Annotated in this window: 21 protein-coding genes and 1 riboswitch; of the genes, 7 read left to right on the top strand and 14 right to left on the bottom strand. The window is 31.6% G+C overall.

The annotated features are described in order from the left end of the window. From yhbH to ACREVX_RS01760, 3 genes are all read right to left on the bottom strand, one after another. Positions 1-1,173 carry a sporulation protein YhbH gene (yhbH, locus tag ACREVX_RS01770; RefSeq protein WP_431542369.1) on the bottom strand — a complete coding sequence of 391 codons (1,173 nt, stop codon included), beginning with the start codon at positions 1,171-1,173 and terminating at the stop codon, positions 1-3. Positions 1,174-1,177: 4 nt separating this feature from the next. Next, positions 1,178-3,100, bottom strand: coding sequence for a serine protein kinase (locus tag ACREVX_RS01765; RefSeq protein WP_431542368.1), 1,923 nt, complete (start codon positions 3,098-3,100; stop codon positions 1,178-1,180). 140 nt (positions 3,101-3,240) lie between these two features. Continuing rightward, on the bottom strand, positions 3,241-4,458 hold the full coding sequence (locus ACREVX_RS01760; protein ID WP_431542367.1) for an NAD(P)/FAD-dependent oxidoreductase: 1,218 nt from the start codon (positions 4,456-4,458) through the stop codon (positions 3,241-3,243). Between the two features lie 336 nt (positions 4,459-4,794). On the opposite strand from ACREVX_RS01760, the gene ACREVX_RS01755 reads away from it, so the two are divergent. Then, complete coding sequence (locus ACREVX_RS01755) at positions 4,795-6,015, top strand: alanyl-tRNA editing protein (protein ID WP_431542366.1); 1,221 nt, start codon at positions 4,795-4,797, stop codon at positions 6,013-6,015. A gap of 102 nt (positions 6,016-6,117) precedes the next feature. Here ACREVX_RS01755 and ACREVX_RS01750 read toward each other — a convergent pair whose 3' ends face one another. The 6 genes from ACREVX_RS01750 to glpK form a co-directional block, all read right to left on the bottom strand. Beyond that, positions 6,118-7,335, bottom strand: coding sequence for a 6-phosphofructokinase (locus ACREVX_RS01750; RefSeq protein ID WP_431542365.1), 1,218 nt, complete (start codon positions 7,333-7,335; stop codon positions 6,118-6,120). A 182-nt stretch (positions 7,336-7,517) separates the two neighbouring features. After that, the gene (gene thiE, locus ACREVX_RS01745) at positions 7,518-8,141 is read right to left on the bottom strand and encodes a thiamine phosphate synthase (protein ID WP_431542364.1); all 624 of its coding nucleotides are present in this window, start codon (positions 8,139-8,141) and stop codon (positions 7,518-7,520) included. Next, positions 8,131-8,961: a hydroxyethylthiazole kinase gene (gene thiM / locus ACREVX_RS01740; RefSeq protein WP_431542363.1), complete on the bottom strand. Its 831-nt coding sequence runs from the start codon at positions 8,959-8,961 to the stop codon at positions 8,131-8,133. The genes thiE and thiM overlap by 11 nt, the downstream gene beginning before the upstream one ends. Then, a complete protein-coding gene (cytX, locus tag ACREVX_RS01735; protein ID WP_431542362.1) occupies positions 8,940-10,154 on the bottom strand; it encodes a putative hydroxymethylpyrimidine transporter CytX in 1,215 nt (404 codons plus the stop codon). Before cytX ends, thiM begins: the two co-directional genes overlap by 22 nt. After that, the gene (gene thiD / locus ACREVX_RS01730) at positions 10,147-10,971 is read right to left on the bottom strand and encodes a bifunctional hydroxymethylpyrimidine kinase/phosphomethylpyrimidine kinase (protein WP_431542361.1); all 825 of its coding nucleotides are present in this window, start codon (positions 10,969-10,971) and stop codon (positions 10,147-10,149) included. Before thiD ends, cytX begins: the two co-directional genes overlap by 8 nt. Before the next feature lie 147 nt (positions 10,972-11,118). Continuing rightward, positions 11,119-11,229, bottom strand: a riboswitch (TPP riboswitch). Positions 11,230-11,294: 65 nt separating this feature from the next. Then, positions 11,295-12,785: a glycerol kinase GlpK gene (gene glpK, locus ACREVX_RS01725; RefSeq protein WP_431542360.1), complete on the bottom strand. Its 1,491-nt coding sequence runs from the start codon at positions 12,783-12,785 to the stop codon at positions 11,295-11,297. Positions 12,786-13,092: 307 nt separating this feature from the next. Between glpK and ACREVX_RS01720 the strand changes: the two genes are divergently transcribed. From ACREVX_RS01720 to ACREVX_RS01700, 5 genes are all read left to right on the top strand, one after another. Further along, on the top strand, positions 13,093-14,145 hold the full coding sequence (locus ACREVX_RS01720; protein ID WP_431542358.1) for an alpha/beta hydrolase: 1,053 nt from the start codon (positions 13,093-13,095) through the stop codon (positions 14,143-14,145). Positions 14,146-14,260: 115 nt separating this feature from the next. Beyond that, a complete protein-coding gene (locus ACREVX_RS01715; RefSeq protein WP_431542357.1) occupies positions 14,261-14,644 on the top strand; it encodes a hypothetical protein in 384 nt (127 codons plus the stop codon). 167 nt (positions 14,645-14,811) lie between these two features. Beyond that, entirely contained in the window at positions 14,812-15,069 is a 258-nt protein-coding gene (locus ACREVX_RS01710) for a spore coat associated protein CotJA (protein ID WP_431542356.1), read from the top strand. Further along, entirely contained in the window at positions 15,059-15,337 is a 279-nt protein-coding gene (locus ACREVX_RS01705; RefSeq protein WP_431542355.1) for a spore coat protein CotJB, read from the top strand. The genes ACREVX_RS01710 and ACREVX_RS01705 overlap by 11 nt, the downstream gene beginning before the upstream one ends. Positions 15,338-15,339: 2 nt before the next feature. Further along, positions 15,340-15,921: a manganese catalase family protein gene (locus ACREVX_RS01700; RefSeq protein WP_431542354.1), complete on the top strand. Its 582-nt coding sequence runs from the start codon at positions 15,340-15,342 to the stop codon at positions 15,919-15,921. Positions 15,922-16,057: 136 nt separating this feature from the next. Here ACREVX_RS01700 and ACREVX_RS01695 read toward each other — a convergent pair whose 3' ends face one another. Both ACREVX_RS01695 and ACREVX_RS01690 read right to left on the bottom strand, forming a co-directional pair. Continuing rightward, positions 16,058-16,351: a hypothetical protein gene (locus ACREVX_RS01695; protein WP_431542353.1), complete on the bottom strand. Its 294-nt coding sequence runs from the start codon at positions 16,349-16,351 to the stop codon at positions 16,058-16,060. 85 nt (positions 16,352-16,436) lie between these two features. Beyond that, a complete protein-coding gene (locus tag ACREVX_RS01690; protein WP_431542352.1) occupies positions 16,437-17,048 on the bottom strand; it encodes a 50S ribosomal protein L25 in 612 nt (203 codons plus the stop codon). Positions 17,049-17,551: 503 nt separating this feature from the next. Here ACREVX_RS01690 and ACREVX_RS01685 point away from each other — a divergent pair. Next, positions 17,552-18,688 (top strand): AI-2E family transporter, encoded by a 1,137-nt coding sequence (locus ACREVX_RS01685; protein ID WP_500861849.1) that lies wholly within the window; start codon positions 17,552-17,554, stop codon positions 18,686-18,688. Positions 18,689-18,731: 43 nt separating this feature from the next. Here ACREVX_RS01685 and ACREVX_RS01680 read toward each other — a convergent pair whose 3' ends face one another. From ACREVX_RS01680 to ACREVX_RS01670, 3 genes are all read right to left on the bottom strand, one after another. Next, positions 18,732-19,145: a mannose/fructose/sorbose PTS transporter subunit IIA gene (locus ACREVX_RS01680; RefSeq protein WP_431542351.1), complete on the bottom strand. Its 414-nt coding sequence runs from the start codon at positions 19,143-19,145 to the stop codon at positions 18,732-18,734. Positions 19,146-19,180: 35 nt separating this feature from the next. Then, positions 19,181-19,555: a DUF956 family protein gene (locus ACREVX_RS01675; protein ID WP_431542349.1), complete on the bottom strand. Its 375-nt coding sequence runs from the start codon at positions 19,553-19,555 to the stop codon at positions 19,181-19,183. A gap of 111 nt (positions 19,556-19,666) precedes the next feature. Beyond that, complete coding sequence (locus tag ACREVX_RS01670) at positions 19,667-20,578, bottom strand: PTS system mannose/fructose/sorbose family transporter subunit IID (protein WP_431542348.1); 912 nt, start codon at positions 20,576-20,578, stop codon at positions 19,667-19,669. Between the last annotated feature and the right edge of the window lie 18 nt (positions 20,579-20,596).

Genomic DNA, 20,596 nt, shown 5'->3' with positions numbered 1-20,596 from the left:
TCACCTCTCTTGATCTTTTTTTAACATATATTTAAGTCCTTTCCATAAATCCTGTTTCTGCTTTACTTCCACAGAAAGAAAGTTTTTATTAGTTACTCCCTTATCAAAAACCTGTTTCATTGAAGCAGCATAGTAGCCATTCATAAGTTCTGCATACCCAAAGAGATTGCTTATCTCGCAAATATTTTTTGCAGCCTTTATTGCTTTTTGATTGTCTTCATTCCAATTGTCTCCATCACTAACGTAAAAAACATACACATTCCAATTATCAGGATTATACCTTTTTTCAATTATTTCTAGAGCCTTATTTAATCCACTTGAAATATACGTCCCCCCTGATTCAACTTTATGGAAAAAATCAACTTCGTTTACCTCCTGGGCAACGGTAGTATGCGCAATAAAACTAACCTCAACATTTGAATATTTGGACTTAATAAATTGAGAAAGTACAAAGAAGAATGAACGTGCTAAATATTTTTTTGTTGTATCCATTGATCCCGATACATCCATGACACATATAATAACCGCATTTGATTCTCTTTTTAAAACTTTTTTTACTCTATGATATCTCAAATCTTCATTTTTAAATGGTAATCTTTCAATTTTTTCATTATCTGATGCCTCTATTAACGCTTTATTTTTAGCCTGCTCTCTTTTAATTTTCTCAGCTACTGTTCTTTTTTTAGCAAGACGTGGATTAATACCATGTTTTTGATATCCTGCTCTTTTGATACCATTTTCTGTTAGAATTTCTGAAAATTTTGTTTTATCTATATCTGGAAGTTCTAAATCCTCTAATAGATAATTTAGTGCATCCTCCAGGGTTATCTCTGTTTCATAGATATCTTCCCCTTCTTTATCTCCTGCCTTAGGTCCACCTTTTCCATCACCTTCAGCCTTTTCTTTACCTATAACTTGATCTCTTTTTTCACTGCCATCGCCACTTGAGACCCCACCCATATTTCTCCCAAATATAAATTCATATTCCTTTAGACCTTTTATTGGTATCTTAATTTTTTTATCCTTGCTTTGACCTATTATACTTTCTTCTGACAATATATCTCCAAGGTTTTCTTTAATAGATTTCTCAACAAGTTGACGATGACGCCTTCTATCCTCAGAGGCTCTATCATGATCAATTGGAGTTATATTATAGTCCCTAAATATTGTCATTGGATTAATCCTTCCATAAATTGTTCGCTGCGTATTTAAGTATTACGTCACAACAATGATCACAATAGCCATTTTCCTTCATTTGCTCAACCATTACATTATATTTTTCATCTTGATCTTTGTCTCGAACTCTAGACCTAGTTACAATTCTTGATAATTCTTTTACGGAGCTTGTTAATTTCTTCTCAATTGCTTCCTTTAAAGGTTCATAAGACTCATATTTAATTTTCCCACCATTTCTAACCACATAAAACATATACGAAGTTACATCACTTCTAAACCCTTTTGAAGAGCTTTCAGATATTCCAATCTGTTCTTCAATAGACCTCATAAATGACTCATCTGCCTGAAGTTCCTCACCAGTAGCTTTATCCTTTAATTTCGCCTTATTAACAAAAGCTTCTGCATTATCTATATAGTTATCGAATAAACTTTCGGCTTGTTCTTTATAACTGTGTATAAAAGCCTTAGTTACTTCTTTCTCCAATATTTTATTATATTCTTTTCTTATACTGTCCTGAATAAATCCCATATATTTCTTCTTCTCATCCTCAGCAATATCCATTTCCCTAACGGATTTAATTATACTTTCCATAATGCTTAAGGGATTTATACAATCTGATTCTGAATTTGAAATAGCATTGTCTATCGCCTTTACTATAAATCTTGTGGAAATACCATGCATACCTTCATCAGGTCCTGCTTCTTCCCTTAATTCACTAATGTCCATTTTCTTAGTAGTTCCCTTTTCTACTATTTCTTCACCATTATAAATCTTGAGCTTTGTTATAGGATCTACCTTATTTGAAGGTGTAAACCTTGAGAGCAAAGCGAACATCGCAGCAGTTTCAATGGTGTGTGGTGCTATATGAGGCTTAAAGTTGCTCTTCTTGAGTATTTTATCGTAAATTTTAATTTCCTCATTTAGCTCAAGACAATAAGGAACCTCTACCTTTACAATTCTATCTAGAATAGCTTCATTTGTATGATCTGACTTAAATCTATTCCATTCTGCTTCATTAGAATGGGCAATTATTATACCATCAAAATATATCATAGATCCCTTTCCTGGTGATGGTATTGATTTTTCTTGAGTAGCGGTTATTATGGTATGAAGGTATTCAACATCATTTTTAAATACCTCTATAAATTCTACAAGCCCTCTATTCCCAACATTGAATGCACCATTAAGAGAGAAAACTCTAGGGTCATCCTCTGAATACATATCCATTTTAGATATATCAACCGATCCTGTTAAAATAGAAGTATCTTGGTTATTAGGATCTACTGGTGGAACAACACCTATACCTTTTCTTGATCTTATTGAAAATGAAGTAGTGGTAACAGGGAATTTTTCATATTCTCCATTGTATTCATTTAGTAACCTATACTTGCATGCTGGACAAAGATCCCCTTCAATTTTCACCCCTAGCATTTCCTCAAAATCACGTCTAAGATGCTTTGGTACTAAATGTAATGGCTCTTCATTCATAGGACATCCTTTTAAAACGTATACTGGTTCTGTATTTTCAAAAGCATTCTTCAAAGCTTCCACGAGTGATGACTTTCCAGCTCCTACAGGCCCTGCTAAATACAATACTTGCCTTGATTCCTCTCCCCTCATAGATGCAGAGTAAAAGTAACTTACGAGTTTCATTAATACTTTATCAATTCCGAAAAAGTCATCTTTAAAAAAGGCGTACCTTTTTATAATATCATTACCATATATTTTCCGAATTCTTGGGTTTTCTTCTGGTTTTAAAATTTCAAAACCACCCTTTATTATTGTGTCATACATCCTTTTATGCGATAACTTAGCTTTATCCGGATCTGCTTTAATTATATCTAAATACTCTAAAAAAGTTCCTTGAAATTTACTTTTAACTTTATTTCCTCTATCATTTTCTATTATATTTTTAAAGTCCATTAAATACCTCCTAAAGTATAATTATTTTAATGTTATTATCTATATGCATTAACATCTCCTGAACATGATTAAAAACAAAAAATACTTTTAAAATATAAGCAATAAAAAAGCAAGCTCATATTAATATGAACTTGCTTATCTTAATTATCAAATCTATCCACTTTAAATAACTTTAAATCTTCATTTTTTCTACCTAAATATAGATCACTAAGCATCATTCCACCTAAAATTGAAAATAATATGCCATTAGCTCCATACCCTAGACAATACCATAATTTATCATTATTTGGGTCTTCTCCTAAAAAACCTAAATTATCCTTAGTTGATGCAAAAGCGCCACAATATTTATATTCGATTTCTATGTCGTTAATATCTTTAAACATAGATTTTAGTCTTTGTTCAAGTATATTATATTTCTCACTAGCAACTTTTTCATTAAAGATGCCCTGAACAAAACTTATATCTTCTCCACCTATTATTATTCTATTATCCGAAGTAGTTCTATAATAATTATAAATTAAATTATTATCTCTAATAAGGGCTCTATTGTGCCACCCTGAAAAATTACTAATAGGTTTTGTTGCTATATTAAATGTAGTAGTTTTAGTTCCAAAATTTCTTTTACTAAATAATTCTGTATTATATCCGCAGGCCACTATAATTTTAGCTGCACGTACCTTGTAACCATAAGTAGTCTCTACCACTACACCACTATTTTCATAATCAACTTTTACAACTTCTGTATTCTCATAAGCCCTAACTCCATTTTTTAAACAAACCTCTAATAACTGATGAGTATATTTATATGGATCAAATTGTGCTCCACCATTGTTACAATAAACACCTGCTTTTAAATCAAAACCAAACGGATTATTTTTCTCGTCTAAGAATTGTACATTAAATCCGTTTTCTTTCCGAGCTTTATACTCCTCATATATTTCATCAATTTCTAATTTTTTAGAAGTGTATAATAATGTGTCTTTCCTTTTATAATCACAGCTATTCCCATATTCATTTACGAAACTATCTATCTCACATAGGGCTTTTTCGCCTAATTCATAGGATCTTATTACATTTCTCTTTGTTGTAGCCTCCAGTAAATCATTGAGATTATCATCAAGTTCATATTGAAGCAGCGAAGTGGTAAGACCTGTACTGCAATAACCCATTCTATGTTTTTCTAAGATTACGCATTTAACATTATGTTTAGAAAAGTAATATCCTAAAATACTTCCTGTAACTCCTCCACCCACTATTATTACATCTGTTTCTATATCACTTGTTAAATAATCATACTGCCTAGGCACCTTATTTATATTCGTAAAGAGGGGTTCACCTTGAACATATTCCAAATTCATTTTATCCCACCTATTCAATTTTTATAGTTTTTCATTTTACCCCATTTCAGACTATCTTTAAAATAAATTATTTTATAAACATTAACGTTAGTGTTTCTTAGTTATAAAATCTATATACCTTATAATTAATATTTATTTAAATTTTTTATTTTATGTGTTTCATATTCATTTTTGCCTCTTAATATTTTTATGGTACAATATAGACTAATATAAAAATACTTATTATTATTAGTAATGTTACAACTTAATTAATAATAGACTTTATAATTTTACATATATTAAAAATTTTAAATATGTTTTAAAACAACATATTGAGTGTAGAGGAGATGTACCCCTTTGGAAAAGTTATATTATGAGAATCAATATTTAGCGGAATTTACAGCTGAAATTGTAAATGTAACCCTAAAAGAAAACAAATACCATGTTGAACTAGATAGGACTTGTTTCTACCCAGGTGGAGGTGGCCAGCCATGCGACACTGGCTATATTAATAGGTATGAAGTTACTTATGTGTATGAAGAAGAAGGCATTATATATCATGTAGTGAATGTTAAACCACTAAAAATTCACAAGGTTAAATGTAACATCAACTTTGAACTCCGTTATGACTATATGAAACAACATCTAGGGCAACATATACTTTCGGCATCTATTTCTAATTTATTCAATGCTAATACTATAGGTTTTCATCTTGGCGATAGTTCTACAACTATTGACCTTGATAAAGTTATTAGCAATGACGATATCAAAACTGCCCAGACAACTGCAAATGAAATAGTAACAAATAATATTAATGTAGAAATTTTATACCCAACCAAATCTCAGCTAAAAAAATTATCACTTAAAAAGATACCAATAAAAGCTTTCCAAAAAGTAAGAATAGTCAAAGTTGCTGATTTTGATATAAACCCTTGTGGTGGTGTGCATCCTAATTCAACTATTGAAGTACAATTGATTAAGGTTATAAAATTTGAAAAATATAAAACTGGCTTAAGAATTGAATTTTTATGTGGACAAAGAGCAGTTAATGACTATGTTTTAAAACATGAAACTCTTGATAAAATTTCTAAACTTTTATCTTGTAATAATGTTACGCTATTACCTGTGATAGAACGCCTCTCCAGTGAGCTAAGTAATGCACTTTCGCAAAAAAGAGCCCTAAAGGCTACTGTAGCTGAATATGAAGTTCAAAACATGTTAGATGCGGCTCAAAAAATAGAAGATATAAAGGTGCTAAAATTCGTTTATGACAATGGAGATTTAAAATACACTAATACCTTAGCCACAAAACTAGTATCAAATCCTAAGGTTATAGTTTTATTCGGAGTAACCTCTGATGATAAAGCAAATCTTTTATTCATGTGTTCAAAAGATTTAAATATTATTAACATGAGTGACCTACTAAAAGATGCCATAACTTTAATTGATGGCAAAGGTGGGGGAAACGCGAATTCTGCACAAGGTGGAGGAAAAAATAATAATAATTTAGATTCATCACTAGATTATGCAATGAGTAAAATTAAGGAGAGTCTATCCTCTATTTCAAATTCAAAATAAATTAAATTTCATATACTAGTAAATATTGATGGACATAAATATTAGGCGTTTCTAAGTAGATAGCACTGTAGTATGCTTTCTATATAAAAACGCCTAATGTTTTTATTTGGTTAGAATTTTTGGAACTCTACTTGCTCTAAGTCTATGTGCATAATGCATGTCTGAACCTAATAGCGGTCTTGCATAACTTAAAAATGCATCAGTTACATTATTGCACTCTTTATTAATGAAATCATCAGGCATAATCTTTGTTTTACCTGCTACTTGCTCTATTGGTGTAAGTCTATAGTCTACTGAATAATGCCCCGTTCTATGAATAGTAATTGAACCATCAACATTATCCCATAACGCAAACTGTGCAGCTTTTTCTCCTACTTCACGAGCTTCATTCATATCTACATCTGAGACACATCCCATAAAACTTCTTTGAGGATATCCAAATGTATCCGATCTAACTCTACTAATATTTAATTTGTTTCTAATATACTTACATAGGAGATCACCTAATGCACCAGTTCCTGAGAGTTGAATATTTCCATGAGCATCTTTTTCTATTTTTTCCATTAGACTTGCAATAATTGGTACTCCATTTTCATCTGCAATGCCCTCTGAAACAGCTATGACACATCTTCCATATTTTTCATAAACATTTTTTACATCAAGTAAAAATTTTTCAATTTTAAATACTTTTTCTGGTAAATATATTAAATGTGGCCCATCATCTTCGTACTTTTTTGCTAGTGCTGATGATGCTGCTAAAAAACCAGCATGACGTCCCATAACTACCCCAATGTATACACCTGGCAGTGCTCTATTATCAAGATTAACTCCAATAAATGCATTTGTTATATATTTAGCTGCAGATCCATATCCAGGGGTATGGTCATTAATCATCAAATCATTATCTATGGTTTTTGGTATATGAATTGCCCTAAGATCATAATTTGCTATTTTAGCTTGCTCATTTACTATTCTAACTGTATCCGCTGAATCATTTCCGCCAACATAAAAAAAATATCTTATGTCATGAACTTTAAGTACAGTAAATATTTCCTTACAATATGCTATATCGGGCTTGTCCCTTGTAGATAAAAGCGCCGATGACGGAGTCATACCTACTTGTTCCAAGTTATGAGTTGTTTCACGGCTTAAATCAAAAAAATTCTCATTAATAATTCCATGAACTCCATTTATGGCACCGTATACTTTTGTTACCTGCGCGAATTTTCTCGCTTCAAGCACTGCCCCCACTAATGATTGATTAATAACGGCAGTTGGCCCTCCACCTTGAGCAATTAAAACTTTACCTTCCATTGTCATAATTTTCCACTCCTCGTTGTCTTAACTTAGTTTCTTATTTTAATAAATAACTTTGTTATATGTCTTACCATATATCTTACCATATTTTTCAATATTACTCCATACGTTATAAAATTATAAATTATTATAAAAAGCCCAATAGAATTAAATTCTATTGAGCTTTTCTTTTAATATTTAGTTTTTCACTTCATATGACTCAAAAGTTCCTCCGCTGCTTCTTTTATATATTTCTTTCCTAGAATGTCTGAAACTACTGCTATTCCATCAATATTTGCTATTTTCAACAATTCTACATTTTTTTGAGTTATCCCACCAATTGCAACCACAGGAATAGAAATATTATTTTTTATTTCCTTTAATACTATCACAGAAACCGCTTTTGCATCTCCTTTAGTAGTTGTCTCAAACATTGCCCCAACCCCTACATAATCTGCCCCTTGCCTTTCTGCCTTTTGTGCCTGCTTAAGTGTTGAGGTAGAAACCCCTAATATCTTATTATTTCCAATTATATTCCTTGCAATATCTACTGGCATATCGCTTTGACCCAAATGAACACCTGCTGCATCTATAGCTAGTGCTATATCAATTCTATCATTTATTATTAATGGAACATTATATTTATCAGTGATAGTTTTTATTTTCACTGCAATATTATAAAATTCTAAAGAGCCTAAACACTTTTCTCTAAGCTGAACTAATGTAACTCCACCTTTTAATGCCTGCTCCACTCCACTAAATATATCACAATCAATTAGTACATCTCTATCTGTAACAAGGTAAAGGTTGTAATTTAGATTATTCTTCATTTATTTTCCCTCTTTTCATTATCAAATCTTTTGATAAATTATAAATAACATCTAATATTCTCACTTTTAAAGTTCCTGTACCTTCACTACCTTTATCTAAGCCTTCATATGCTGTTTCTCCTGCAATGCCCATAGCGCAAGTTCCAGCCACAGCAGCTATTAAGTTATCATCTCCTGCTCCAAGGAAGCTGCCAATAAGTGAAGTACACATACATCCTGTACCCGTAACCTTAGACATTATCTTGTGACCATTACGAATTACGTAAATAGTTTTACCGTCTGTTATAATGTCTCTAGCTCCAGTTATAGCTATTACGGTATTTAACTTAATAGCAAGACTTCTTGCCATTTCTTTATCCACTAAAAATTCATCATTACTAGTATAATCACTCTCAATAGAATCTACACCTTTTGTTTTGGTTTCTATTCCATAAAGTGTTTTTATTTCAGACAAGTTCCCACGAATAACTGCGAATTTTACTTCATTTATAATTGTTTTAGCGGTTTCTGTTCTGTAGTTTGTTGCACCTACTCCAACAGGATCTAATATAACAGGAATATTTAGCTCATTTGCTCTTTTCCCTGCCACTATCATAGATTCACTACTATTCAACGTTCCTATATTTATAACAAGTGATGATGAAATTGAGACCATCTCGCGTGCTTCATTAATATCATCAGCCATAACTGGCGATGCACCAATCGCAAGCGTAATATTCGCACAATCATTGACTGTAACATAATTTGTTATATGATGCACCAGTGGATTTTTCTCTTTAACATTATTTAATAATTGTACTATTTTTTTATTAATTTCCATTTAGACGTCACCCTCCAACTTATTGTATATATAAATCCTGTAATAACCATTACTGGAACTGTAGCTCCAAGTATCAAATCTTTTTTTATAAATATATTATAAGTCGCTATTCCTATAATCCAAATTACTATTGCTCCGTAGTTTATAAGTACATTAGATTTCACTTTTGTATTTTTCTTTATTATAAAATAATCAGTTATTAATATTGCAAATAGTGGTGAGAATACCGATCCTATAGCATATAAAAATCCCTCATAGTTTCCCATAGGAAATATTAGAGCCGCAATTGTTCCAATAATAGCCATAATAATACCGATTTTTCTCTCACTGATTTTAGGGATAATATTTAGGAAAGATACCCCTGCTGAATATACATCTAAAAATGTAGTAGTTACAGTAGATAATACCACTATCCCTAGTGCTACTATTCCTAAATTTGCAGCAAGCATCATAACTGATGGGTCAGAATTATTTGAAACTATAGCAGCCCCAAGACCTATAATAAACATCCAGCAACTACCTAAAAAGTAACCTATAAAACTTCCATATGCTCCTGCCTTTTCACTTTTTGCAAACCTTGTGTAGTCTGCAATTAATGGTAGCCAAGAAAGTGGCATAATTATACTAAGTTCAAGTGCACTTCCAAATGAAATTTCTCCCTTACTTGCCTTTATTAATAATGTTTTATCTTTAAAAATAATTGTTCCAAGGACCAATGTTAGTATAAAAAGTAAAGATACTGCTGTAATATTCAACTTTTTTATACCCCTATTTCCAAAGCTAAGCCACAATATTGTAAGTATTCCAATAAGCAATATACATACTAAAACATTATCGAAATTCCATAGACTTTGTGATATTAAGTTTACAGAACTAGCTGCTACTTTTATCATAATTGCTGTCCACCCAATTAGCTGAAGTATATTTAAAATTGAAAATAAATAAGTACTATATACTCCAAATGAAATATTGGTTGATGTCATTGATGGCACCTTCTCCCTAGTACCTATAATTCCTCCTAGCACTAATATTCCAGTTCCAATTAAGTGTCCAAGTAAAATCACTATTAAACCCATTTTAAATCCTAAGGGTGCAATTAATCCTCCCGTAAGTATTTCCGCAGCAGAAACCGCAGCTCCAAACCATAAAAATACAAAGGTCCAAAACCCTAGTTTTTCATTATCCTTAATCATTTTTCATACCTGCCCTTTTGTATAATTCGTAAAAGTGATTTGTAGGTCCTACTCCGTGACCAATATCTAAAGAATGTTTTATAGCTGTTGTTATATAATCTTTTGATTTTTTTATTGCATCTTTCATCTCATGTCCCAGTGCTAAATTTGCAGCAATTGCTGAAGATAACGTACATCCAGTTCCATGAGTATTTTTTGTATTTATACGACTTGACGTAAAATGCAATATTTCTTTTCCATCATAAAATACATCTACCGCATCTCCTAACATGTGTCCTCCTTTTAAAAGAACACTTTTACATCCTAGTTTGTATATTTCTTTTGCTGCTTTTTCCATATCTTCTACTGTTTCAATGCTTTTAATATCTGAATTTATTTCTTGAAGAATTTCTTCAGCCTCGGGTACATTGGGAGTAATAAGTGATGACATTGGAATTAGTTTTCTAATTAAAGCAGATTTTGACTCTGGCTTTAAGAGTGAATACCCACTTTTTGAAATCATTACAGGATCAAGGACTATATTTGTGGGTTTATAGAGTTCTAACTTATCACTTATAACATCAATAGTTGAAATTTTAGAGACCATACCTATTTTAACTGCATCTACATTTATATCTGTAAAAACTGCGTCAATTTGTGCCTTAATGATTTCTGGTTCTAAATCATTTACTGCAAAAACGCCCATAGTATTCTGCGCTGTTATCGCTGTTATAACACTCATTCCATATACTCCGTTTGCGCTAAAACTTTTTAGATCCGCTTGAATACCTGCACCTCCGCAGCTATCAGAACCTGCTATTGTTAAGACTTTTTTCATATAAATTTTCCCCCTTCTCGTATATAATTAAAAAGAATAAATACTGAACATTACTGCTATGGAAGGATAATATAAATTAGGCAACGAAAAAAACACAAATCCATAGGATTTGTGTTTGAATTATCGTGCTATATAAAAAAATTATATAATACACCAATAAACAACTTCCTACGCTGGCATTATCCAGTTCAGGTCATAGGGTCAAAGAATTATTGTTCTTTATCTCAGTTGGCATATCCAACTCCCCTGTGTTAGGTTATTCTTTTTTACTTTATATTATAATAACATATCTAAGTAATATCCACAATTGATTTTAGTTATTTTTACTCAAGTCTTATCCCTGATCTCTTAACCGCAATATGCCATCCATGAAGTAATTCTTTCCTTTTCTCGTCTTTCATTTGTGGTTTAAAACTCCTTGATATTGCCCAGTGTTTGGCTACTTCCTCTTTACTCTTCCAATACCCTACTGCAAGACCTGCAAGATAAGCTGCGCCAAGGGCTGTAGTTTCAGTAACTTCTGGTCTGTCTACTTGAACCCCTAAAATATCAGATTGAAACTGCATTAAAAAGTTATTAAGGCAAGCTCCACCATCTACTTTAAGTTCTGTAAGCGTAATTCCTGAATCTTCTTGCATTGCCTTTAAAACATCATGTGTTTGATATGCAAGTGCTTCAAGAGTGGCTCTTATTAAATGTTCTTTTTTTGCTCCTCTTGTAAGTCCTACAATCGTTCCTCTTGCATAAGGATCCCAGTATGGAGCTCCAAGTCCAACAAAAGCTGGAACTACATATACTCCATTTGTATCCTCTACAGCATTTGCATACTGCTCACAATCAGCCGCATTATCAATCATGCGCAGTTCATCTCTTAACCACTGTATTGCAGCTCCTGCTATAAATACACTACCTTCAAGTGCATATTCTACTTTACCATCTATTCCCCAGGCAATGGTCGTAAGTAATCCTTGGGTTGATTCAATTGCTTTTTCGCCTGTATTCATAAGCATAAAGCATCCTGTACCGTAAGTATTTTTAGCAGTTCCAGGAGTGTAACAAGTTTGACCAAACAATGCTGCTTGTTGGTCGCCTGCAGCACCAGCAATTGGTATTTCTCCACCAAACAATGAAGCATCAGTATGACCGTATACGTAACTTGAAGGTTTAACTTCTGGAAGCATTGATTTTGGTATATTTAATGTTTCTAATATTTCCTCGTCCCATTTAAGTTCATGAATATTAAATAACATTGTTCTTGATGCATTTGAATAATCTGTTACATATGTTTTTCCTTTTGTTAAATTCCAAATTAACCAAGTATCTATATTACCAAACAATAAATTGCCCGCTTCTGCTTCTTCTCTCGCGCCTTCTACATTGTCCAATATCCATTTGACTTTTGTTCCAGAAAAGTAAGCATCTAGAATCAATCCTGTTTTAGCCCTAACAACTTTATCAAAACCTTTTTCCATTAGCTCATCGCAGTACTCTGCTGTTCTTCTACATTGCCATACAATTGCATTATATACTGGTACGCCGGTTCTTTTATCCCAAACTACAGTTGTTTCTCTTTGATTTGTAATACCTATAGCTGCTATGTCACTAGCTTTAGCACTAACTTTAGCCATAGCCTCGCATGCAACACTAATTTGGCTTGACCATATTTCCATTGGATCGTGTTCTACCCAGGCAGCTTTTGGAAAAATCTGAGTAAACTCCTTTTGAGCAGATGTTACAATAAGTCCCTTCTCATTAAATAGAATGCATCTAGAACTGGTTGTCCCTTGATCAAGTGCCATTATATATTTAGCCATCTTAGCAAAACTCCTTTTTGTATTAGTTTTAATTAATTATTTACATTTTTAATATAAATCGTTTACAATTTGACATATAAAAAACCCGTATTAAAATAAAGCATAACACTTTAAAATAATACGGCTCATCTTCTCTGCCACTTCTTATATATCATTAAATTAATTATAACTTATTTTAAAAATATTTGCAATGAAAGTTATAAATTTAACAGTCTGGCTTTATTATTGAAATTTACAATTTATTAATTACTACAATACCATAATTTTTATAATTTTTATGGGAACAATATTATTGGAGGTTTGATTTATGAAAAAGAAGAAAATTTTTTGGCTTTTTTCAATTCTTATCTTATCTATAACAATATATAGTTATTTTTATATTAAACATTTAACTACAACAACTTACGGGAAGGTTGATACAATATTTTGTGTAATGCTAAAACTAGGAAAATGTTTTAACCCTATCTCCCTTGAAAATAAATCTATATATGAAATTCGTGCTTCACTGCACGATTCAATAGCAATGTGGAGTTCTAAACCTATATCATTTGCTAATATAAAAAACAGGGAGGTAAAAACGAGTTTAGGCCAAGTGCCAGTGAGAATATATACACCTGATAAAGGCAATAATTTCCCTATTATTATATATTCTCATGGTGGTAGCTGGGTTAGTGGTAATCTTGATGATTATGAAAATGTTTGTAGGAAACTTTCAAAACAATCAAAAGCTATAGTTGTATCTGTAAATTATCGTCTTGCACCGGAATATTCCTTTCCAGCAGGACTAAACGATGTGTACAATGTATTTTTGTGGGCTTCTAAAAATGCTGAAAGTATTAATGGAAACTCAAACCTTATATGTCTTGTTGGTGACAGCGCTGGAGCAAATCTTTCCGCTGTAGTTTCACAAATGACCCGTGATAAGGTTGGGCCTCACGTTACTTCCCAAGTACTAATATACCCATCTACAAATATTTCTGAGCTAAACACTAAATCTTGGCAATATTTTGGAATAGATTATAATCTTAATAGAGATAATTGTTATGATTTTATATCATTATATGCTCCAATTTTAGAGGATAGAAAAAATGAATATGCATCCCCTCTATTGTCTAAAAGTTTTAAAGATTTACCTAACACCTTAATAATTACTGCCCAATTTGATCCACTAAGAGATGAAGGTGAAGCATACGGCAATAAATTAAGACAAACTGGTATTGATGTGGTATTTAGAAGATATAATGGCGTGACACATGGCTTTATCACAATGGACAAAATTACAAAGAAAGCTGATCAGGCTATAATCGAAATTTCCAGCTATCTACAGAAACAATTTATTAAAAATAAAATTAAAAGCTAACTTTTAGTTATAATATTCCCAATACTTACACCTATATTTTATAAATAAATGGGTAAACTATTTATGCACGGGAGTTTATTTAGTGTAATTTTTATATCGAAGGGAGATTATAAATATGAATAACAATTTACAAGAAACAAAAGCAAATCAAAAATCAGCTTCAAACGGAGGATCTAACAATTACTCTAAAGCAGGAATGACTAACAGTACAAATAGTGCTGATTTACAAGAGACAATACAATTAAATAATCAATCAGCTGCAAATAAAGGTACTAGTGGTATTTCAACTAAAAATGTTAACAGTGCATCTAATATGTCTAGCAGCACAAGTGATGCTAGTATAGAAGAAACAAAAAAATTAAATGCTCAATCAGTTGCAAATAAAGGTACTAGTGGTGCTTCAAATTCTGGTATGTCTAGTAGCGCTAGTGATGCTAGTATAGAAGAGACAAAAAAATTAAATGCTCAATCAGTTGCAAATAAAGGTACTAGTAACTAGTAAAATTTTATTTATATATTTATTAAAATATAAAAATTAAGGGAAGCCAATCGGTTTCCCTTAATTTTTGTATTGCAATTTATCCATACTTAAATATTTAAATATAATCACAATATAATACTTTGGAATATAATAAACCGTACTTAACTATATATTGGAGGTTTAAATTGGATCAAAATGAAAACAGAAAAAAAACAGTAAAATCTTCTACAATGAATAATTGTATTCCACAAGAAACCGTAATTAAAAATGTTAGATTAGCAGCAGCATATGTTCCCTTTCAAAAACTTTGCACGCTTTTTTCGCCTTTAGAAGCGCTTAAAAGAGGAACTGCTTTTCCGGAACTTTTTAGTCCTTACGAAGGCGAAGATAAAAAACATCGTCCATCAGAATCAATGAAGAAGGGGAAAACTTATGCAGAATAAAATGGAGCTCTTAAAACAAATTGTCTCCTATGAATTTATGAAAGATGACCTGGGCTTGTATCTTAATACTCACCCTATGGATCAGGAAGCTCTTGCTAAGTATAACTATTATGTGATGGAGTCAAAGGGACTAAAAGAACACTATGAGATGAATTATGGAATGCTTACTGAACATTCTTCTCTGAGCCCTTACCCATGGCAATGGTCAAATAATCCATGGCCATGGGAACCCGAAGCTAATTTTAGTCTTAAAAAGGAGGATATGTAGTTATGTGGACATACGATAAATTTTTACAGCATCCCGTTAAAATTAAAACCCCAAACCCTGCAATGGCAAAAATCATTATAACCCAATACGGCGGACCAGATGGTGAATTAGGTGCTTCATTAAGATATTTAAGTCAGCGATTTTCCATGATTACACCTCAAGCAATATCATCTTGTAATGATATTGGGACAGAGGAACTAGCTCATTTAGAGATGGTTGGTGCTATGGTTAGGCAACTAATGAAAGGTGCAAGTCTTGAAGAAATTGAAAAAGGTGGCATGGCTGGCTATTATGTAGACCATGGCAGGGGAGTATATCCACTAGGGGCTTCAGGCGTCGCATTTGATGCTTCTTATCTTCAATCAAAAGGTGATCCAATTGTAGATCTTACTGAAAACTTAGCTGCCGAGCAAAAAGCAAGGGCAACTTATGAATATCTAATAAATATGGCTGACGATCCAGATGTACTTGAACCTTTAAGGTTTCTGCGAGAGAGAGAAGTTGTTCATTATCAAAGGTTTGGTGAATGCCTTAGAATTGTTCAAGATTACTTACAAGAACCTCATCTATTTACTATGAAATAATTAAGTTCAATCCCTAATAAAGTATTAATTAAATGTGCATATCCGCACCTCAAATTAGGGATGCAGGATATGCCTTTAATTTTTCTTTTGTTGCTTAAAACGTGAAGGTTATTTTTGCCTCCTAGCATTTCATCTATTAGATATCTTCTTCCACATAAGTAATGTTACCATCAAAAACATAATTTAGTGAAGTTTTTGTCCCTTCTAGAGCATACATCATTTTTTCAATTATTACTTGTTCTTCCTTGTTAGTTGTTATTGAAAGTTTATCTGCTTCATTAACTTCAGACTTTAACTCAAATTCATATATAAAATCATTTATTAACCTTACCCACTCTGCAGTGTCATACGACACTACATTCTCCCTCTTTTTAAACTCTTTAAAGGTTCTGTCTAATTGTTTCTTTGTATATCTTAATATATAAGCCATTATTTTACCTCCTAATAATAAAACTAATAAAAAAAAGGATGAATTTTTTCTTTTCATCCTTTTTTGTTGTATATTTTATATTTTATTATGCTTTAACTTCTGGTTCAACAACTGGTTGAGCAACAACTTCTTCATCAGATTCATCTTCAACTACTTCTTTCATTTGTACTACAGCTGCATAAACTTCATCTTCATTATCAGTAATTTTGATTTTAGCATCTAAATCAAAATCCTTTATAGTAATTGTATCTCCAAGTTTCATTTGTGATACATCTATACTTACTCCATCAGGCATTAATTGCATATTACCAGAAACATCTATTTCAGATTTATATATGTTCAACTGAAGTAGGTTATCTATTATATTGTCTTCACCATTAAAAGTAATAGGTAATTGTACCTTTACTTCCTGACCTTTAGATACAAGTTGTATATCTATATGGTTTATCATTGCTGATACTGGATGTCTTTGTATTTCTTTAACAAATCCAAATTTAGTATCGTCTCCGTATTTAATCCATACTTTAGCATTAGAACCATGTTTTCCAAGAATCTTTTTAAGTTCTACTGTTTCAAATTTAACAGGAGTAGCTTCTTTAACTCCACCACCATAAAATACGCCTGCAATAAAACCTTCTTCTTTAAATTTTTTATTTCCTATTGTTCTTTCAAATGCATTCAAAATAATTTTTTCCATAATAATTCGCTCCTCTTGGCTTCACGCCATTCTGTTTATTCTTTTGCATACATATGTTACCAATAATAATTTCCAGTTAAATTTAGGTTGAACTTAAAAATAATTTGTTTTTTAACCAACAGTACTTATAAAATTTAATATATATAATCATAAACATTAAAAGACAACAAACTACTCTGCTGCCTCCTCTGTCATTGTAAATACATATGTTAGATTTCAATGTTATATCTATTATTTATATAAACAAATAAAAAAACCAGCATCACTACGCAAAAGGTAACATTAGTAATTAAAACATAATTTTATTATAACATATTATATCACATATTAGCAAACACAAGTTATACACAAGTATATTACATTTTGTTAATTTTTTTAAATATATATGCATATTATATCATATTTTTTTTATAAATCTAGGTTTATAAGTTCTTTTAAAATGTTATAATTAAATAAGGCATTTATTTATTATTATTCCATATTTTTGAAATCCATTATTACATTTGTATGTATATATACTGATCGGAGGGATTCTATTGATTCAATATAAAAAAATACCATATATAAAGTTTCTACCTATAATTATAATTACTTTCCTTTTATATAAAATAGTAATTAATATAGAAAATATATGGTCGATGTTATTAAACTTTTTTTCCGTGCTTAGTTATTTTATATGGGGGTTCGTTATAGCATATATACTCAACCCACTTATGGTGTACTTAGAAAAAGAAACGAAAATCAAAAGGGTTTATAGTATAAGTATAATTTACACTATATTTATAGGCATAATACTTTCGTTAATAATTTTAGTTACACCTAATGTTATTAAAAGTGCTGTTGATTTATTTAACAATATTCCTCAATATGCTAATATTGCCTACTCCTGGTCAATTAGTTTTTTATCAGAAAGTGAATTGTTAAATAAATTTAACATAACCACTTACCTAAAAAATTATCTAAGTACTTTTAACGAAGATATAACTACATATTTTACTCCAGGCTTACAAATTATCATTGATAATTTAATGGGATTAAGCTCTTTATTTATAAAATTAATGTCTGGAATTGTAATTTCTATTTACTTGTTAATTGACAAAGAAGCTATTATTTTAAATTTAAAAAAATTCATTTGTTGTATTTTAAGTCAGTCCTCTTCTATTAAAATGATTAATTTTTTAAAAATAGTTAATCTTACTTTTAAGCAATATTTTGTGGGGAAAATGATTGATTCTATTATCTTTGGCATTATTACTTTTATTGGACTTACAATATTAAAAATACCCTATGCTCTTCCTTTTAGTTTATTTATATGTGCAACAAATATGATTCCTTATTTTGGAAACATTATAGGAATGCTTCCCGCTATTATAATAACAATGTTTTATAATCCAATAAAATCTGTAGAAATAGTGTTGTTTATTACAACCTTAAGTAATATTGATGGATGGTTCATATCCCCAAAAATCATTGGAGATAAAGTTGGAATTAGTCCTTTACTTACAATACTTGGAGTTGTAATTGGTGGAGGATTATTTGGAATTATCGGTATGTTACTTGGAGTACCAGTTATTGCCTTAATAAAAACGCTACTTGAACATTTTATGGATAACCAAATTAAAAAGAAGGAAATACAATAAAATCAGTAAAATGGGAACCACAGCGAACTCCGATTCCCATTTTTCAACCTTTTTTGCTCGTTTTTAAAGTTTCTTGCAATGATTTTATTCCAAGGTGACCGCTGCTAATTGCAAGTTGTGCAAGTTCATCAACAGTTGAATTTTCCCTAGCTGAAAATACTTGTAGCAACATAGGAATATTTATTCCAGTTATTATGTCCATGTTTTTTTCTTTAGCTACTAGTCTGCTAGCAGCGTTAAAAGGGCTTCCACCAAACAAATCTACCATAAACAACACCCCCTCTTCGCATCGCAACGTTTTCAAAGTGCCCGCATATTTTCTTTTTAAATCATCTGCATCTTCGCCAGGTAAAAAGGTTATTGTAGCAATATTTTCTTGCTCTCCTAAAATCATTTCTGCTGATTTTAATATTTCCTCTGAAAACTTACCATGTGTTCCTAATACTATAGCTATCATAAGTTAACCATCTCCTTCAAGTATTTGATACATTATCAACTCTTCTTAAATCTCGATTGCACCGCTCGCTTTACAACATCAAAAAAACTTAACGAATTAACCATATTATTTGGATCAACATATTTTCGAACAGCACGGAGTACTTTTTTGGGTTCTTTAGAAGAAAAAATATAAGTAACATTTTTCTTCGTTTTGATCGCATATCGTGGAATCCACTTTCCTTTTAGCAATATGGATGCAATGACCTTGTCAACCTCTTCCCAAGGAATTTGAATATATTTGCGAGAATCACGAGAATTATAAAACTCAAAACCTTTGTCACCAATCATTATTTTACCATACTCTGTAAAACCCGTTAAAGATGTTGCATCAATTACTAAATCCACCTTTGTATTGAGTGATTGAACCATACTATCTACCTCTTTTCTGTTATATGTTTTTTATTTATTTCTATTAATTAATAAACGGCTTTATATTTCAACAAAAGCCCGAGCTAAAAAGCCCAGGCTGATTAAAAAATATTACATTAAACCGATTAAGTGGAAACCAATGCCGACTGCGAATAGCCCAAAAATAATTGTAATTGGAGATACTTTCTTCTTAAGCAACCACATACAAAGTAATGTAAGTAATAATCCTGCAAGTCCAGGAATCAAAGAATCCAAATTATTTTGTAATGTTGTAACCTTATCAGCAGTTAATGACAAACCACTTGATTGTTGCAAAAGAGCTTCTTTAATACCAGCCGCTCCAGCAGGAAGTTTGTCCCAAACAATGAAGGCACCGTCAGCTAACTTAACGGATGATACTATCGGTGTGAATATAACGGTTACCCACCTGTTAACTAATGATCCCAAAATGAACATACCAAGGATGGATGCTCCTTTTGTAACATCTTGTAGTAACCCACCTGATACATCATCTGTAATATGAGAACCTGCTTTGTAACCAAACTCTTGTGTATACCACATAAATGACATACGAATAATATTCCAAGCGAAGAAAAATATAATTGGTCCAAGTATGTTACCAGCCATAGCAAGAGAAGCAGCTAATGCCCCTAAAATTGGCCTAACAGTAAACCAGAAAACTGGATCTCCTATGCCCGCTAAAGGTCCCATCATACCAACTTTAACACCTTGAATAGTTATGTCATCGATTGGTAGACCATTTGCACGGTCTTCTTCTAAGGCTAATGTTACACCAATGACTGGTGAAGCTACATATGGATGAGTGTTAAAGAACTCCAAGTGACGTTTCAATGCATCTGCACGGTCTTCTTTAGTCTTATATAATTTTTTGATTGCGGGTATTAATGCGTATGCCCAACCACCGTTTTGCATTCTTTCATAGTTCCAAGAACCTTGAAGGAAAAATGAACGGAACCAAACAGAAATACGATCTTTCCTAGTTAATTTTAATTTATTTGCCATTTTCGTGTTCTCCCCCTT

Source organism: Clostridium sp. (assembly GCF_050717545.1).
GTDB lineage: Bacteria > Bacillota > Clostridia > Clostridiales > Clostridiaceae > Clostridium_AD.
The sequence above is the reverse complement of the archived record's forward strand: the minus strand, read 5'-3'. Positions and strand labels throughout refer to the sequence as shown.

What these genes read in the sequence shown, in the direction of transcription:
- ACREVX_RS01670 (WP_431542348.1), bottom strand. Translation starts at nt 20,578, where the DNA reads ATGGCAAATAAATTAAAATTAACTAGGAAAGATCGTATTTCTGTTTGG.
- ACREVX_RS01765 (WP_431542368.1), bottom strand. Translation starts at nt 3,100, where the DNA reads ATGGACTTTAAAAATATAATAGAAAATGATAGAGGAAATAAAGTTAAA.
- ACREVX_RS01760 (WP_431542367.1), bottom strand. Translation starts at nt 4,458, where the DNA reads ATGAATTTGGAATATGTTCAAGGTGAACCCCTCTTTACGAATATAAAT.
- ACREVX_RS01675 (WP_431542349.1), bottom strand. Translation starts at nt 19,555, where the DNA reads ATGGTTCAATCACTCAATACAAAGGTGGATTTAGTAATTGATGCAACA.
- ACREVX_RS01715 (WP_431542357.1), top strand. Translation starts at nt 14,261, where the DNA reads ATGAATAACAATTTACAAGAAACAAAAGCAAATCAAAAATCAGCTTCA.
- ACREVX_RS01695 (WP_431542353.1), bottom strand. Translation starts at nt 16,351, where the DNA reads ATGGCTTATATATTAAGATATACAAAGAAACAATTAGACAGAACCTTT.
- cytX (WP_431542362.1), bottom strand. Translation starts at nt 10,154, where the DNA reads ATGATTAAGGATAATGAAAAACTAGGGTTTTGGACCTTTGTATTTTTA.
- ACREVX_RS01750 (WP_431542365.1), bottom strand. Translation starts at nt 7,335, where the DNA reads ATGACAATGGAAGGTAAAGTTTTAATTGCTCAAGGTGGAGGGCCAACT.
- ACREVX_RS01700 (WP_431542354.1), top strand. Translation starts at nt 15,340, where the DNA reads ATGTGGACATACGATAAATTTTTACAGCATCCCGTTAAAATTAAAACC.
- thiD (WP_431542361.1), bottom strand. Translation starts at nt 10,971, where the DNA reads ATGAAAAAAGTCTTAACAATAGCAGGTTCTGATAGCTGCGGAGGTGCA.
- thiE (WP_431542364.1), bottom strand. Translation starts at nt 8,141, where the DNA reads ATGAAGAATAATCTAAATTACAACCTTTACCTTGTTACAGATAGAGAT.
- ACREVX_RS01690 (WP_431542352.1), bottom strand. Translation starts at nt 17,048, where the DNA reads ATGGAAAAAATTATTTTGAATGCATTTGAAAGAACAATAGGAAATAAA.
- thiM (WP_431542363.1), bottom strand. Translation starts at nt 8,961, where the DNA reads ATGGAAATTAATAAAAAAATAGTACAATTATTAAATAATGTTAAAGAG.
- ACREVX_RS01705 (WP_431542355.1), top strand. Translation starts at nt 15,059, where the DNA reads ATGCAGAATAAAATGGAGCTCTTAAAACAAATTGTCTCCTATGAATTT.
- ACREVX_RS01720 (WP_431542358.1), top strand. Translation starts at nt 13,093, where the DNA reads ATGAAAAAGAAGAAAATTTTTTGGCTTTTTTCAATTCTTATCTTATCT.
- yhbH (WP_431542369.1), bottom strand. Translation starts at nt 1,173, where the DNA reads ATGACAATATTTAGGGACTATAATATAACTCCAATTGATCATGATAGA.
- glpK (WP_431542360.1), bottom strand. Translation starts at nt 12,785, where the DNA reads ATGGCTAAATATATAATGGCACTTGATCAAGGGACAACCAGTTCTAGA.
- ACREVX_RS01680 (WP_431542351.1), bottom strand. Translation starts at nt 19,145, where the DNA reads ATGATAGCTATAGTATTAGGAACACATGGTAAGTTTTCAGAGGAAATA.